The 15,281-nt window shown below is 45.6% G+C and carries 6 protein-coding genes; all 6 read left to right on the forward strand.

The window, feature by feature from the left end:
• Positions 1 to 224 precede the first annotated feature (224 nt).
• The 6 genes from ftsH (at position 225) to HXT36_RS00190 (ending at position 15,110) form a co-directional block, all read left to right on the forward strand.
• Entirely contained in the window at positions 225 to 3,071 is a 2,847-nt protein-coding gene (ftsH, locus tag HXT36_RS00165; RefSeq protein ID WP_421778809.1) for an ATP-dependent zinc metalloprotease FtsH, read from the forward strand.
• Positions 3,071 to 3,580, forward strand: coding sequence for a DUF3180 domain-containing protein (locus HXT36_RS00170; RefSeq protein ID WP_016831152.1), 510 nt, complete (start codon positions 3,071 to 3,073; stop codon positions 3,578 to 3,580). Before ftsH ends, HXT36_RS00170 begins: the two co-directional genes overlap by 1 nt.
• Positions 3,581 to 3,674: 94 nt before the next feature.
• The gene (gene ettA / locus HXT36_RS00175) at positions 3,675 to 5,351 is read left to right on the forward strand and encodes an energy-dependent translational throttle protein EttA (RefSeq protein ID WP_004130043.1); all 1,677 of its coding nucleotides are present in this window, start codon (positions 3,675 to 3,677) and stop codon (positions 5,349 to 5,351) included.
• Positions 5,352 to 5,562: 211 nt separating this feature from the next.
• Positions 5,563 to 6,588 carry a lipid II:glycine glycyltransferase FemX gene (locus HXT36_RS00180; protein ID WP_016831155.1) on the forward strand — a complete coding sequence of 342 codons (1,026 nt, stop codon included), beginning with the start codon at positions 5,563 to 5,565 and terminating at the stop codon, positions 6,586 to 6,588.
• 557 nt (positions 6,589 to 7,145) lie between these two features.
• Positions 7,146 to 12,914 carry a GA module gene (locus tag HXT36_RS00185; protein ID WP_421778810.1) on the forward strand — a complete coding sequence of 1,923 codons (5,769 nt, stop codon included), beginning with the start codon at positions 7,146 to 7,148 and terminating at the stop codon, positions 12,912 to 12,914.
• A gap of 336 nt (positions 12,915 to 13,250) precedes the next feature.
• Positions 13,251 to 15,110: a DEAD/DEAH box helicase gene (locus tag HXT36_RS00190; RefSeq protein WP_421778811.1), complete on the forward strand. Its 1,860-nt coding sequence runs from the start codon at positions 13,251 to 13,253 to the stop codon at positions 15,108 to 15,110.
• Positions 15,111 to 15,281 lie beyond the last annotated feature (171 nt).

Consider the following 15,281-nt stretch of genomic DNA (forward strand, 5'->3'; position numbering starts at 1 on the left):
TATTAGCGGTCTTGATTAGATGGTTGCAATTGAGTAATCTTGATTGATTACATGCTATTTATTTAGCGATTAATTAAAGCGATTAATTACAGGGATTAATTCAAGCGATTAATTCAAGCGATTAATTACAGCGATTACAGCGATTACGCTTTGGTTGCTTGCGATTAGTGATTACGTGTTTAGACGAGTGTTGTTAGTTAGAATCCTGAAAGGAGTCTGATTGTATGGGCGCTTCTCCAATGTCGCCTCGCGGACCTATGGGTGGACCTATGAAAAGTCCTATGGGAGGAAACGGCAACAATCCGTTCTTGCCTCCTAATTTTGGAAACAATTCAAATAAGAATAAGAATAAGAACAATAACGGCAATAAGAATAATGGCAATAAGAATAACGCCAATCCAAAGGATGGCAATAATTCCGATTCCAATCGTAAATTCTTTAAGTCGCCTTGGACTTGGATTGTTATTTTAGTTTTGCTTTCTGTAGCTGCATTCCAATTGTTTGTGCATAATGGTTCGCAAACAATCGACACTCAAGACGGATTAGAGTTGCTCGATAATCGTAGTGCAAATTACGTTGAGGTTATAGACAATAAGCAGCTTGTTAAGCTTACTCTAAACAATAAATACGTTAAGGTAGATAAGCGCGATAAGCAAAAGCACGATTACGGAAAAGACGTTCAGTTCTACTACACGATTGCTCAAAGCAAGACAGTTGTGCAAAAGATTCAAAAGGCTAAGCCAGCAAACGGTTGGACTGTTAGCATACAAACTTCTAGCTTTTTCTCGTACTTGATTACGTCTATGCTGCCGATTTTGATTCTGCTTGGACTTGTTTGGTTTATGTTTGGCAGAATGGCAAGCGCAGGCGGCGGAATGCTTGGCATGGGTGGCGGCCGCGGCCGTGGAAAGCTTTTGGAAGGTCAGACTCCTAAAACTAAGTTTGCGGATGTTGCAGGCGAGCAGTCTGCAGTAGAAGAAGTTGAGGAGATTAAGGAATTCCTTAAAGATCCTTCTCGCTACAAGGCTTTGGGCGCGCGCATTCCGCGTGGCGTGCTGCTTTATGGCCCTCCAGGAACTGGTAAAACTCTTCTTGCGCGTGCTATTGCAGGCGAAGCTGGCGTTCCGTTCTACGCAATGGCTGGATCGGACTTTGTTGAGATGTTTGTTGGTCTTGGCGCGTCTCGCGTGCGCGAGCTGTTTGATGAGGCTAAAAAGAACGCTCCAGCAATCATCTTTATTGACGAGATTGACGCTGTTGGACGCCGCCGCGGAAGTGGCATGACTGGCGGCCACGATGAGCGCGAGCAAACTCTTAATCAGCTGCTTGTAGAGATGGACGGCTTCGATAACGACACTAATTTGATTATTATTGCCGCTACAAACCGACCAGATGTGCTTGATTCTGCGCTTTTGCGACCAGGTCGATTTGATCGCCAAGTGGCTGTGGAAGCTCCAGATTTGGAAGGCCGAGAGGCGATTCTTAAGGTTCACGCTAAAGGCAAGCCTTTTGTTCCAGACGTAGATCTTCATATGGTTGCTGTTAGAACTCCTGGATTTACGGGCGCGGATTTGGCTAATGTGCTTAATGAGGCGGCTTTGCTTTGCGCTCGTTCTGGTGCTCAGCTTATTGACAATCGCGCTATTGATGAGGCGATTGACCGCGTTCAGGCTGGTCCTAGAAAGAAGTCTAAGGGCATGGCTTTGGATGAGTTGCGTAACACGGCTTATCACGAAGGTGGCCACGCGCTTGTTGCTGCGGCCTTGCATCACACGGATCCTGTTACTAAGGTTACGATTTTGCCTCGCGGCCGCGCTCTTGGATACACGGCGGTTATGCCAACTAGCGACCGCTATTCTCAGTCTCGAAACCAGCTGCTTGATCAAATGGCGTATGCTATGGGCGGCCGTACTGCGGAAGAGGTTGTGTTCCACGATCCAACTACTGGCGCTTCCAACGACATTGAAAAGGCTACAGCAATCGCTCGCAAGATGGTTGTTGAATATGGCTTCTCGTCTAAGCTTGGTGCTGTAAAGTGGATGGATGCGGATCAGGATTCTTCTGGTTCTTTGGATTCTTTGCAATCGCGTAAGTTCTCTAATAAGACTGCGGAAGTGATTGACGAAGAAGTTCATAAGCTTATTGAAACGGCTCATACCGAGGCTTGGCAGATTATTAACAATAATCGCGATATTTTGGATGAGCTTGTTAGCAAGCTTCTTGTTAAGGAGACTCTTAACGAGAAGGAACTTGAGCAAATCTTTTCTAAGATTCGTAAGGCGCCAGAGCGCGATTTGTGGCTTTCTAATGCGGATCGCCCAGATTCGCCGCTCCCGCCTGTGGAGATTCCAGAAAGCTTAAAGAGGAATGTTGCAGGTGCGAGTTTAGAGAAGAGCTATAAGGATTCGGATTCTAATGCTTCTAAGGCTGGTGCTGCAGCGGATTCTGAAGCGCAAAAGTCGCAAGCAACCGCAGAAGTGCAAGAATCGCACGAGTCTTCCTATAACTCAAATATCGCAAATACTACAAATGCCCTAAATAGTCCAATGCAAACAACCGCAGTGGTTTCTATGCAAGGCAAAAAGAGCGATTCAACAATGCGCGCAATGCTAAACGTATTAAGTGAACTTGAGCATAAAGATTCGCATAGCGTAACTCAAGTCGAAGGCGTTTCGGCGCTTTACCAGGCAAGCAATGCAAACGGTGAAGATTTTTGCGCGGTTGTAGTGGCGTCTACAACAATGAGCAATCAGGAATTTGCGCAAAGAATCGAGCAAATGCAACGCGATCAAATTGATGGCGATTCTGGAGATTCTGCCGATTCTGCCAGCTCTTTAGATTTGCGCTTAAATATTGTTGGAACAAGAGAATACGGCTTAGATAGCGCGTCTACAAAGTCAATGGATTCAAGCAATCCTTTGCACTTAAGTGCTGCGCAATTGGAGCCGTGGATGCAAGTTGAGCCAGATGCTGCAATTGATGGCGAGCCAGTCTCTTACAAACTTGCGCTTTTGCAAGATGCTTCGCAAGTTGGCGTTTATTCTGAGCGCTGGATTATTGGGGAGTGCTGATGAAAGCTTACCGTACGCCTTGGTGGTATTTTGCGCTTGGACTATTGTTTGGATTCGTATTCGGCGCGTTTTTGGTCTCGATTACAGAATCTAGCGCAATATCGCTTTCGGGAGCTCCGTGGATTGTTTTGGCTGTTATGATAATCGGCGGAATAGTCACGTTTGTTCTTGCTTGGCAAACGCATCAATACGCTACTTCTAAGCCAAAAGAGCGCAAGCCTTTTAACATGCAAATGGCTGTTTCGGCGTTAATGCTTGCAAAATCGCTTGGAATGGCTGGTGCTATTTTAACGGGCTGGTATGCAGGTCAGATTTTTGTTTGCTGGCCGCATGCGGATATTCCGCTTTATTCCAACGTTATTCGCGAATGTGTTATTGCGGGAATCGTGTGCATTATAGACATGATTATTGGCATTGTTGGCGAATGGATGTGTCAGATTCCTCCAGAAGATGGAGCGGATGCTGCTGGCGATTCTTCGGATCGAGCGCAGAAAGCGGCGGCGGTTTAATGGCGTTCAGCTGCGATTAATGTAGAAAATGGCAACTAACGGCAACTAATAGCAACTAAAATAGCGGTTTAACAATTTTAAGAAAGGTATTACTTTGGCTGAATTTATTTACCAAATGATTAAGGCACGCAAGTCTTACGGAGATCGCGTAATTCTAGACGACGTTACCTTAAGCTTCTTGCCGGGCGCAAAAATTGGCGTTGTTGGCCCTAATGGCATGGGTAAATCAACGTTGCTAAAGATTATGGCTGGGTTGGAAAATGTTTCTAACGGCGAAGCTTCGATTACTCCAGGCTACACCGTTGGCATTTTGCAACAGGAGCCGCCGCTGGATGAGACTAAAACCGTTGGCGAAAACATTAAGATGGCTTTTGGTGAGATTGCTCAAAAGGTTGATCGATTCAACAAAATCGGCGAAGAGATGGCAAATCCAGATGCCGACTTTGATGCATTGATGGAAGAGATGGGCAAGCTGCAAACGGAGATTGATGCGGCTAACGGTTGGGATTTGGATTCGCAACTTGAGCAGGCAATGGACGCTTTGCAATGCCCAGACCCAGATTCGCCTGTTTCTGTGTGCTCGGGTGGCGAAAGACGACGAGTTGCATTGTGCAAGCTTTTGCTTGAAGCACCAGATTTGCTGCTGCTTGACGAGCCTACAAACCACTTGGATGCGGAGTCAATTCTTTGGCTGGAACAGTTCTTGCACAAGTACGAAGGCGCTGTTATTGCTGTAACTCACGATCGCTACTTTATGGATAACGTTGCAGAGTGGATTTGCGAGGTGGATCGCGGCCAGCTTTACCCATACAAGGGCAATTACACTACTTACTTGGAAACTAAGGCCAAGCGTATGGAGATTCAGGGCGCTAAAGATGCAAAGCTTGCTAAGCGCTTGAAGAATGAGCTTGACTGGGTGCGCAGCTCGCCAAAGGCTCGCCAGGCCAAGAATAAGGCTCGTTTGGAGCGTTATGACCAGATGGAGCAAGAGGCACGCAATTCCAAGAAGCTTGATTTTTCGGAGATTCAAATTCCAGCAGGTCCACGCTTGGGATCGCAAGTTTTGGAAGCGAAGCATATTCACAAGGCTTTTGGAGATCGCGTGTTAATCGACGACTTGTCGTTTACATTGCCTCGTAACGGCATTGTTGGCGTGATTGGCCCGAATGGTGTTGGTAAGTCTACGCTTTTCAAGACGATTGTGGGATTGGAGCCACTTTCTGGCGGCGAGCTTACTGTTGGAGACACTGTTAAGATTTCGTACGTAGATCAGAATCGCGCAGGCTTGGATCCAAATAAGAATCTGTGGGAAGCTGTTTCGGGAGGCCTTGATTTTATTGAGGTTGCAGGCGTTGAGATTCCTACTCGCGCATACGTTGCAAGCTTTGGTTTTAAGGGGTCGGATCAGCAAAAGCTTACGGGCGTGCTTTCTGGCGGCGAGCGTAACCGCTTGAATTTGGCTTTGACTCTTAAGCAGGGCGGCAACTTGCTTCTGCTTGATGAGCCTACTAACGATTTAGATGTTGAAACTCTTGAAAGCTTAGAGAACGCTTTGCTTGACTTCCCAGGATGCGCTGTGGTTGTTTCGCACGATCGCTGGTTCTTAGACCGCGTTGCAACGCATATTCTTGCTTGGGAAGGCACCGACGAGAATCCTGCAAATTGGTACTGGTTTGAAGGCAACTTCCAGGCGTACGAGGAAAACAAGATTGCGCGCCTTGGTGAGGAAGCTGCTCGTCCGCATCGCTTGCACAGAAAGCTTACGCGCTAATCGCAAGTTGTTGGTGCTGCGGCTGGCGTCTGGCGGCTAATCGCAAGCTGTTGGTGGCAAGTCGCTAATCGTAAGTTGCTAGTCGCAAGTCGCAAGCTTTTAGCAGCAAGACACAGTCTGTTGGCGGCAAATCGCCTTGTAAAACGCTAAAGCAAATATCTTAAACGGTAGTCGCGCTAAAATCGTGTATTGAGCTAAAAAAGGAGTGCAAATGCCAATACTAGATAAAAATGATTCTGCTAAAGTTAAGGAATACGAGGACTTTGTAAAAAATTCTCCGTACACTAATGCAATGCAAGACATGGCATGGGCAAAGGTTAAAAACAACTGGTCTAGCGAATACGTTTATCTGGAAGAAAACGGCAAGATTACTGCTGCAGTGTCTATTCTTGGCATTAAGGCTGTAGACGATAAAACGCTGTTTTACGCTCCTAGAGGCCCAGTTTGCGATTTTTACGACGTTGAAACCACTAAAAAGCTAATCAACGAAGCAAAGCCACTTTTTGAAAAGTACAACGCATTTTTGCTTAGAATGGACCCTTGCGTTCAAACCGACGAGGCTCTTATAGAAAAGTACAGGGCTGCTGGCTACACGTTTAGAGGCCAGGGATTCCACCCTAAGTCTTATTCCAACCCGCTTCACGAGATTATGCTTAAGGTTGAGGGCAAAACCGAAGAAGAGCTTATGGCTGGTTTTAGCACGCTTACAAGAAGGCATATTCGTGCTGGCATTAAGGCTGGTGTTGTAACTCGCTGGAGTAGGTCGGAAGAAGACTTGCAAACCTTCTACGAGCTTACAAAGATTATGGCAAACAGGCATGGCATTAAATATAGGCCATTTGAATACTTTGAGCGCTTGCTTGCTGCGTTCCCGCAGATTGAGATTTGCACTTGCGAGTACGAGGGTGAGCCAGTTGCAAGCATGCTTTCGTTCCCTTACAAAGACACTTTGTGGTACATTTACGGCGCAACGCAGACCATGCATGGAAAGGTTGCTCCAGGCTATACGTGTATTTGGAATTTGATTTTGCGCACTAAGGAGCTTGGCTTAAAGTGGTTCAACATGGGCGGAACTTATTCGCTTAGCATGGATGAAGGCCTTTACTTCTTTAAGAACGGTTTTTGCAGAGCGAATGATCCGTTTACTTGGATTGGCGAGTTAGACGTTGTTATTGACCAAGATGCCTACAAGAAGTTTGTTGGCAGGTGGGATGATTTGCCAGAGGCGAATCGATGATTTTGAGCTGCGTAACGCGCGAAAAATCACCTCGATTCGCTGAGCCGCTTAAACGTAAAGTCCAGTGGACTTTACGTGCGGCGAAGACGTTCGCGCGCTTAGACCGCGCGAACGATATTTCTTACTTAGCGTTGCGCGAGGTTTGAGTATTTCTCTCCTCGCAAGTGACGCGCTCCTTTACGGGGGTCTTATGAACGTTAATATTCCAAGGCCTCAGTATGGCGCTATTTATTGCTCGTAGAGAAATACATCAAACCTTCTGGATATCTAGAACTTTTGTGTGGTTTTCATCGCCGAGATTCTCGATTTTTCTTGCTCTCTCGGCGAGTCACCACCTTCGGCGCTGAGGCTCGCCTCTTTCGCTGCGAAAAATCTCGAATCTCTACCTAGTTAGGCGTAATCTATGTAATCTTGTGTGCGTTAATCACATAAAATTCATCATACGAATTAATCTTAAATTGTATAAAACAATTAGTAGAATATGCCTTGCATAGTTATATGGATTTTGCGGTCTGGTTGGCGCATTAATCCAAAGAAAAAGATAATGGAGTAAGAGTATGTCTAAGAAGATTCGTGTAGTTAAGCACTATTCTGGCGTTTATTCTGGTGTTGGGGCTGATTCTCAGCCAGTTCTTTCAAAGAGCGTTTGCGCTGCAATGCTGGCTGGCGCAATGGTGCTTGGGGGGGGGGTATTCGTTTCCTCGCCTGCCTATGCTGACGGTTATGTAGACGGCACTGGCAACAATGTTTATTACGGTTTCAAAACTGATGCAAAATATGCCGAGGCTCATTTCAACATTGACGTTGAATATTACGATACCTTTGAGCACGCCAAAGAAGGCGGTACTACAGGCATAGACCCTCTTGGTAAATTTGTTCGTGTTCATTATCTTTCTAATTGCCACGACAATGCTACAGCAGACGAATGGAAGTTCCGCCCTATGTGGTGGTTTGGTGTTCCTGCTGGTTTAAAAGATCCTCAAGATATTCAATTTAAGCGTATTGAAAAGTTAACACAAAATGGCAAGCAGCAGGTTAAACCTGCTGGTTCTTCGCAATTTATTACAACCGACGCAAACGGTTATGGTGCAGTTTCGGACAAACATTTTAACAGCCCTAAGCAATGGAATAATATTTCTAATTATTATTTTAGTGACGAAAATATTCTTGCAAGCAAGGGCTGGAAACAGCTTATGGGCTTGGGTACCAAAAACAATAAAGGTTACGATAATACGGGCAATACCGCACAACAATGGGAAGAATACCAAAAGCAAACTCAAGGCCTTAAGGGTATTTTTGTAGACTGGGAATCTGCTGGTCAGCGTTGGTATGATATGACCTACGTTTCCGAGATGGAAGATACTGCCTGGAAAGAGCGCGATAAGAATCCGCTTCGTTTTGCTGCTGGTGTTTATCGCTTTGCAGGTAACTGGCACTATGCTGTTGGTCAAAAGCACAATACTCCAAAGATTGCGGACCATTTGAAGCTTGCGTATCCAGAGGTTACGAAGGTTAAGAAGCTTGACGATGTAAGCCCCGATGAGCAAAAGGCTATTAAAGCAAAAATTGAAAAAGCAAACGAAAGCACCACGTACTATAAAGAATTAGTTGCCAAAGATGGTGTTGTGGTAAATAAGGATGGCTCTGCAACTATCACCTTTAAAGACGGTACCAAGCGCACTATGCCAGCTAGCTTGCTTGTAACAAAAGACGAGTACGATAGCGATAAGTATAAGCCAACTTTGCCTGCTGCAACTCCTGTTGTAAATCCGAGCGCTTTGACGAAGGAAGATAAGGAAGCTGTTATTGCTGCGTTCAAGAAGGCGAACAAGGATAATAGTGATTTTAACAGCCATCTTGCTGAAACTGACGGAATTAAGTTTGATGATAACGGCAAGAACCTTGTTGTGACGTACAAGGATGGCTCCAAGGCTACGATTCCTGCGTCTGAGCTTGTGTTCCAAGGGCCAAAGATCTCCGACTGGGCTCCTTACGTTGTGCCTGATCCAATTGAGGTTGAGAATCTTTCTAGCTTGACGGAACAAGAAAAAACGCAGATTATCAATGAATTTGATACAGCCAACACTGGCATAACGCCGTATGACGAGGCAAAGACTAAAAATGGTAATAAAGCACCTGTTGCGGTAGATGCCAACACTGGAAACGCAACAATCAAATGGGCAGATGGCTCAACAACCACTATCGCAGCGTGGCAGTTCTTAAAGCAGAAGCCAAAGACTACGCCATCTCCAGATCCATCAGTGCCTACTCCTGCAGCCGAAAAAGAGTTCATTGTTGAAGCGCCTCAAAACCAAAAAAACGTCAAATTTGATCCCTTCAATATGAAGGAAGAAGATTTAACAACTTATAATAAAGCACTTGGTGCAGCTAAAGATGCGTTTAAGAAAAAAACTAAAGGTAAGGATGCTAAAGATAATTCAGAGGTAACTATTACCGATGTTTCGTATAACGTGAAAGATGGTAAGGGTTACATTACCTTTAAAGCCGATGGCTATAAAGATGCTACCTACCCAATGAGCGTATTCTTCAAGCAAGAAATTAATACGCAAACACCAACCCCAGATACCACTTTGCACCATCCAGGTCAGATGACTGCATATAAGTATTATGTGGATCCAGTACAAGTAGATAACGTTAATTCCCCTCAACCCGCAGATCAGATTGCTGCGTTTAAGAAGTTCATTCAAAAGAACTATACTAACGTAAACGAAAGTGAGTTGAGTACAGGCTCGTATTCTCTTAAAGAGAATAATACGCCTGTATCAGGTGTGACCAATATGCAACGATATGTTCAGGGTGAGCATAATGGCGTAGGCGTAGTAACGTTTAGCCTTAATCAGGACGGAACCATAGCTGTTCAAGGTTTTGAAACTGGTTGGAATAGCTCAGATAAACTATTTGATGTTCCTTTAACAGATTTGTATGTTAAAAAGAACAGCTCTCAACCTCAAAAAGACAATACGATTGACAATCTAAAGCAGCAAGCCAAGGATTTGCTGAAAAAGCGCACGAAAACTGATGGGCTTTCTAACGACGACTTGAAGCGCGCTGGTATCGTGGATCCTGATCAGCTGAATGATAGCAAGATCGATGAAATGGCGAAAGGTCAAACGGCCGAGAAAGACCTGCGCGATCTTATTCGCAAGCTTACCGATGCAAAGAAAGCTGAGCGCAAGTATAACGCACCTGCTGCGATTAAGGTTAAAGATCCGAATAAGCCTACTGAAGATGATTTCAAGAAGGCTGTTAAAGCATTCTTTGACGCTAACTATGATGGACAGAATAATTTCCAAGTTACAACGAATGGCATGACTATTCCGTACCTTCCATCTGCTTCTGATCTTAAGCCAAAGTCTGGCACTGTTGACATGGAGATTGCTGACAATAATATCAAGTCAGTTACATCAAGTGAAACTGGTAACACGAAAGATTATAAGTCAATTGTCTTTAAGGATCAGAGCGGCAAGCAGCTCTTCACGGTTTCCATTACCTATAATAAGGAAGAAACCACGCCAACTCCAAAGCCTGATGATAAGCAACTCCAGCAGATGAAGGATGATGCGAAGAAGATTATTGATAAGAATCCGTATCTGACTCCTAAGCAGAAGGAAGATTTCAAGAAGCAGATTGATGATGCTAAGGATCAGACTGCTATTCAGAAGATTCTGAAAGCTGCAAATGATAAAGGCAATGAGAATAAGAACAACACAACTGATCCTAACGTTCAGCAAATCATCAACAACAATAAGGGCGGCGGCGACGAAAAGAAGCAGCACGAGCTTGATGCTGCTAAAGAAGCTGCTAAGAAAGCAATCGATGCTCTTAAGAATTTGTCTGAACAAGAAAAGAAGGATCTTAAAGGTAAGGTTGATAAAGCAAATGACATTAATGGCGTAAATAGCGTTGTTGATGAATCCAAGAAGCAAAACGAACTTAATGGCGTTAAGAAGGAAGCTAAAGAAGCAACGTTTGTGTTCCTTGACCATGGTAAGGGTGGAAAAGATGATTCGTCTGATCCAAATCACACTGAGGACGCTGCTCTTAACAGCGTGCTTGACTCTACGCCAGAAGAAGATTCTACGCTTAAGACTTTGGCTGAGAAGCTGAAGGAAGGCTCTAAGGCTACTGCAGAAGATATTAAGAATGCTCTTGCCGCAGCCAAGCGCCAGAATGCGATTAACGAAGAAAATGCCAAGAACGCTGGTATTGCGAAGCTTGATGCGCTTTTGCAGCAGCTTGAGGATGCTGAAAATGGCTTGAATGATACTCAGAAAGAAGCTGTTAAGAAGAAGGTAGAAACTGCCAAGACTGCAATCAACGGTGCTAAGACTTCTGTAAAAGATGCTAAGAAGCCTTCTGATATCAAGAATGCTGTTGGTGGAGTAAGCATCAAAGATGCTATGGATGCTATCAACGCGCAGGTGACTAACGCACAGAAGACAAATGCTAGTGATCCAAGTCAAACACAAAATGGAAAACTTGACGAGGAAAAGCAGAAGGCCAAAGAGCGGGTCAATGCTACTAATTTGTCTCAGGAAGAAAAGGACAAGTTCAATAAACAGATTGACGATAGTAAAAAGTCTGGCGACCCAACTGCTATTGCAAACCGTGCAGAAAAGGCCCAGAAGATTGCCGATGCTCTAAAGAAGATTGATGAGTTCAATCATCTTAATGATAAGCAGAAGGAAGCTTTCAAGAAGATTATTGAAGATACTGATGCTGGTAATCACAAAGATGATAATGGCAATGACACTGGTGTTGACGACATTGACGATGCGCTCGCTAACGCTGCAAACACCGATAATGCTATGGCTCGTCTTGAAGACTTGAAGGTTATTGCGGATAAGTTTGCTACGGGCGATAAGTACAAGGCCTTGCAAGACGGAAATAAGCAAAAGAAGGCATTTGATGATGCCTCTACCGCTGCTGGTGCCGTGCTAGACAGAGATAAGGGCGATGCTAAGGGCGCTGCCGAAGTCAACGATATCTACGCGGATCTTCTTAAAGCAATGCAAGCGCTTGACAACACAGTTAAGGGTGCAGGTGTTAAAACCGATGCTCTTGCTGCGGAGATTGGCTCTGATAAGGGCTTGAAGCCAAGTGAAACTGATCCTAAGACTCCAGGCGATTCTGTTTATACCACTGCTTCTGCAGATAAGAAAAAAGCATTTGATGACGCTTTGACTGCCGCTGAGCAAGCTTTGAAGACTGCAAACGACGATAATGCAAATTATAAGAAGGAAGGCACCACGCCGCGAACTCCTAAACAGGAAGCGGATGCTCAAAAGAAGGTTGACGAAGCTCTAGACAAGCTCATTAAGGCTCGCCTTGCTTTGGATGGCGTTAACACCAAGCCTCTTGAGAAACAAATCGCTAAAGATGCAGATATTAAGAAGTCTGTAGAGTACACCAATGCTTCTGCTGATAAGAAGCAGGCGTACGACGAGGCTCTTCAAAAGGCTAAGGATCTTATCGATAAGCTGACCGGTAAGAAGCAGGCTAGCGCAGACGATCATCTTGACACAAAGGATGCTAAGCAGAAGGCTTTGGATGCAGCTCTTAAGGCGTTGAGAGACGCGGCTGCTGCTCTTGATGGCAAGACTACAGATCCAGTTCCGCCAAGCGGTGATGAAAATCCTGGCTCTGGTTCAGGTTCGGATTCTGGTTCAGGTTCGGATTCTGGCTCTGGCACTTCCACAAGCACGAGCGGTGGCGTTAATAAGCAGAATTTGATTAATCAGATTAATACCACCGAAAATCCAGGCGGTGCTAAGCCAGGCTCTGGTGCTGCTGGCACAAATCCAAGCACGCCAGGTGCAGGTGCGCAAGGCGCTGGTATGGGTGCTGTAGCTCCAGGCTCAGGCGCTGGTGCTGCTGGCACTGGCGCTGCGGGCGCAGCCAGTGCAGGTGTTGACAACAAGGCTGTAAACAACGCTGTAGAAAACGCTCCAGAAGTTAAGCAAGCAGATGCTGCTGTTAAGCAGGCTGCTGCTACGCTAGACGAAGCCTTGGCACAAGCTAAGCGTGTTGCTGCAGATCCGCATGCAACGCAAGCGCAAGTCGACGCTGCGGCAGCTAAGCTTGCGGATGCACGTAAGGCGCTTGCGGATGCTCAAGCCAATGCAGCAAAAGTGCGTGCAGCTGTTCGCAGCCGCGTTATAAAGGGCATGCGTTCTCGCGGAAATGCAGGTATTGCGACTGGTGCAGACGTTGCTACTACTGGATTGATGGCAACTATGATTGCAGCAATCGGCGGAGCATTTGCAACTCGTCGCATGCGCACAAAGCACGCTAATCGTGACTAGCGTTTAGTTGTAAGCTATTTAGCTTTACTAGTGTTTTACTGATAGCTGATTAGCTTTACTGGTGCTTATAGCAATACTCATAAGCCTCGTTTGGTCTTTGGCCGAGCGAGGCTTTTGTTTTCCCGAAAATGTTGCTCTAATCTGCGTGTTGGGCAACAAAATGCGGAAATGTCGCTTGCGTGATCAAGAATTACCAATCCCTCTTAAGCACTTGAACAATTGCGTATATCTTAAATACAGGGTTTTTGTGTGGGGTGTGTGCTAATCTCGGTTAGTTCATGACTTTTTATCGATTCGTAAATCGAATTGTTCAATCATAAAATACGAAAGGCTATTGTGCCACATACTCATTATGCTGCGTCTGCTAAAACGCACGGCTCTAAGAAAACTGCTGACAATAGATTTGCTAAGAAAACAACTTCCCAAAAAACGACTTCTCAAAAAAACGATGCTAGAAAATCGAATAGTAAAAAATCCACTGTAAGTCAAAAAGATAATAAGAATTTTTCTAAAAAAGGCCATAAGTCCAAAGAAAATCCATTTGAATATAGAAGAAATCGCAAGAATAACGAATTTAACGCTCGTAAGAACCGCAATCGTAAGGCAGATAAAGCTAGAAGTCGCGCCAGAGAAAAAGCTTTGCAATACGAAGAGATGGCAATTCAAGAAGCTGAGAAGGACTTTGGAGAGAAGAGCTTTACTTCGCAGGACTTTAGCAAGCGCGATTTTGATAAGCGCGACTTTGATAAGCGCGACTTTAAGAATCGTCGTATAAATAATCGTAATCAAAATAAGCAAAATTCAGATAAGCAAAATCAAGAAATCACAAAAAATTCCGTAATGATCCCAGATACAGCTGTGGAATCACGCGAAAACTATAGCGATGACGTGACTTTTGCGCAGCTAGGCGTTCCGCAGCCTTTGGTGGAAGTTTTGCGCGCAGACGGCAAAACCACGGCTTTTCCAATACAGCAAGCAACTTTGCCAGACTCTTTGCAAGGCGCGAACATTCTAGGGCGCGGCCGAACGGGAAGTGGCAAGACGTTAGCGTTTTCTATTCCGCTTGTTGCGCGATTGGCTGAGAACTTTGTTGATTTAATCAACTCGGGTCGCGCTTCTAGAAAAAACAAGAATCGCAAAGAAGACGATATTCCAGCGCCTCACGCAATGATTTTGGCGCCGACTCGCGAGCTGGTGCATCAAATCGACGACGTAATCGCGCCTCTAGCGGCTGCTTACGGCATGAAAACTGTAACGGTTTATGGCGGCGTGCGTTATAAGCAGCAAATGGCGCTTCTTAAGCAGGGAGCGCAAATCGTAGTGGCTTGCCCAGGGCGATTAGAGGATTTGCTGCGTCAAGGCGCGTTAACGCTCGAAAAAGTGATGGTAAGCGTTTTAGATGAGGCGGACGAAATGGCAGATATGGGATTTTTGCCAGCTGTTACGCGCTTGCTTGAGCAGACTGATCCAAACGGTCAGCGCATGCTGTTTTCTGCTACTTTAGATAAGCAAGTTGCGACTATAGTAAATCGCTTCCTGCCAAATGCGCTTGTTCACGCTGTAGATGACGCGGATTCGCAAGTAGACACAATGACACACTACGTTTTTGGCGTTTCTGCGGCAGATAAGTACGAAGTTTTGCGAAAGCTAGCTTCTGGCAAAGCGCGCTCAATATTCTTTACGCGCACAAAGTATCAAGCCAAGAATATGGCAAAGAAGTTTGTGCAACAGGGGATTCCTGCAGTTGACTTGCAAGGAAACTTGTCTCAAAATCAACGCGATAGGCATATGAGCGTTTTTGCTAGTGGAGACGTGCGCGTGCTAGTGGCTACGGACGTTGCTGCGCGAGGCATTGATATTAGCGATGTAGCGCTTGTTGTGCAAACGGAGCCGCCAGAGGATCCAAAGTCGTTCTTGCATAGGTCGGGGCGTACTGCGCGAGCAGGCGAGTCGGGCAATGTTGTGACTCTTGTGTTACCTAATCAAAAGCGCATGGCTCACACTATGTTGAGGCGTGCTGGCATTAATGCTAAAGCGCAAGACGTTAAGCCAGAGTCGCCGATTTTGCAAGAGATTGTTGGCGATTTGGCAGATTTGCAAGAGGGCTGGAGTATGCCAGAGCCAGAGCAGCCAAAGCGCAAAGGCCGGGGTAGAGGCCGAGGCAAAGGTAGAGGACGCGGACGTTCGCGCGCTTAGAGCGCAGCGCGAAAAGGCAATTCGGAGCGCTGAGCCGCTCAAACGTAAAGTCCAGTGGACTTTACGTGCGGCGAAGACGCGAGCGCGCTTAGACCGCGCGAGCGACACAGCGCGCTTAGACCGCGCTAACGATATTTCCGCTTTTTGTTGTTCAACACGCCGTAAATCGCT

This window comes from Gardnerella sp. DNF01144 (assembly GCF_049244245.1).
Classification (GTDB): Bacteria; Actinomycetota; Actinomycetes; order Actinomycetales; family Bifidobacteriaceae; genus Bifidobacterium; species Bifidobacterium piotii.

Coding starts and splice junctions, on each gene's coding strand:
- ftsH (WP_421778809.1), top strand. CDS start 225: ATGGGCGCTTCTCCAATGTCGCCTCGCGGACCTATGGGTGGACCTATG.
- HXT36_RS00170 (WP_016831152.1), top strand. CDS start 3,071: ATGAAAGCTTACCGTACGCCTTGGTGGTATTTTGCGCTTGGACTATTG.
- HXT36_RS00180 (WP_016831155.1), top strand. CDS start 5,563: ATGCCAATACTAGATAAAAATGATTCTGCTAAAGTTAAGGAATACGAG.
- HXT36_RS00185 (WP_421778810.1), top strand. CDS start 7,146: ATGTCTAAGAAGATTCGTGTAGTTAAGCACTATTCTGGCGTTTATTCT.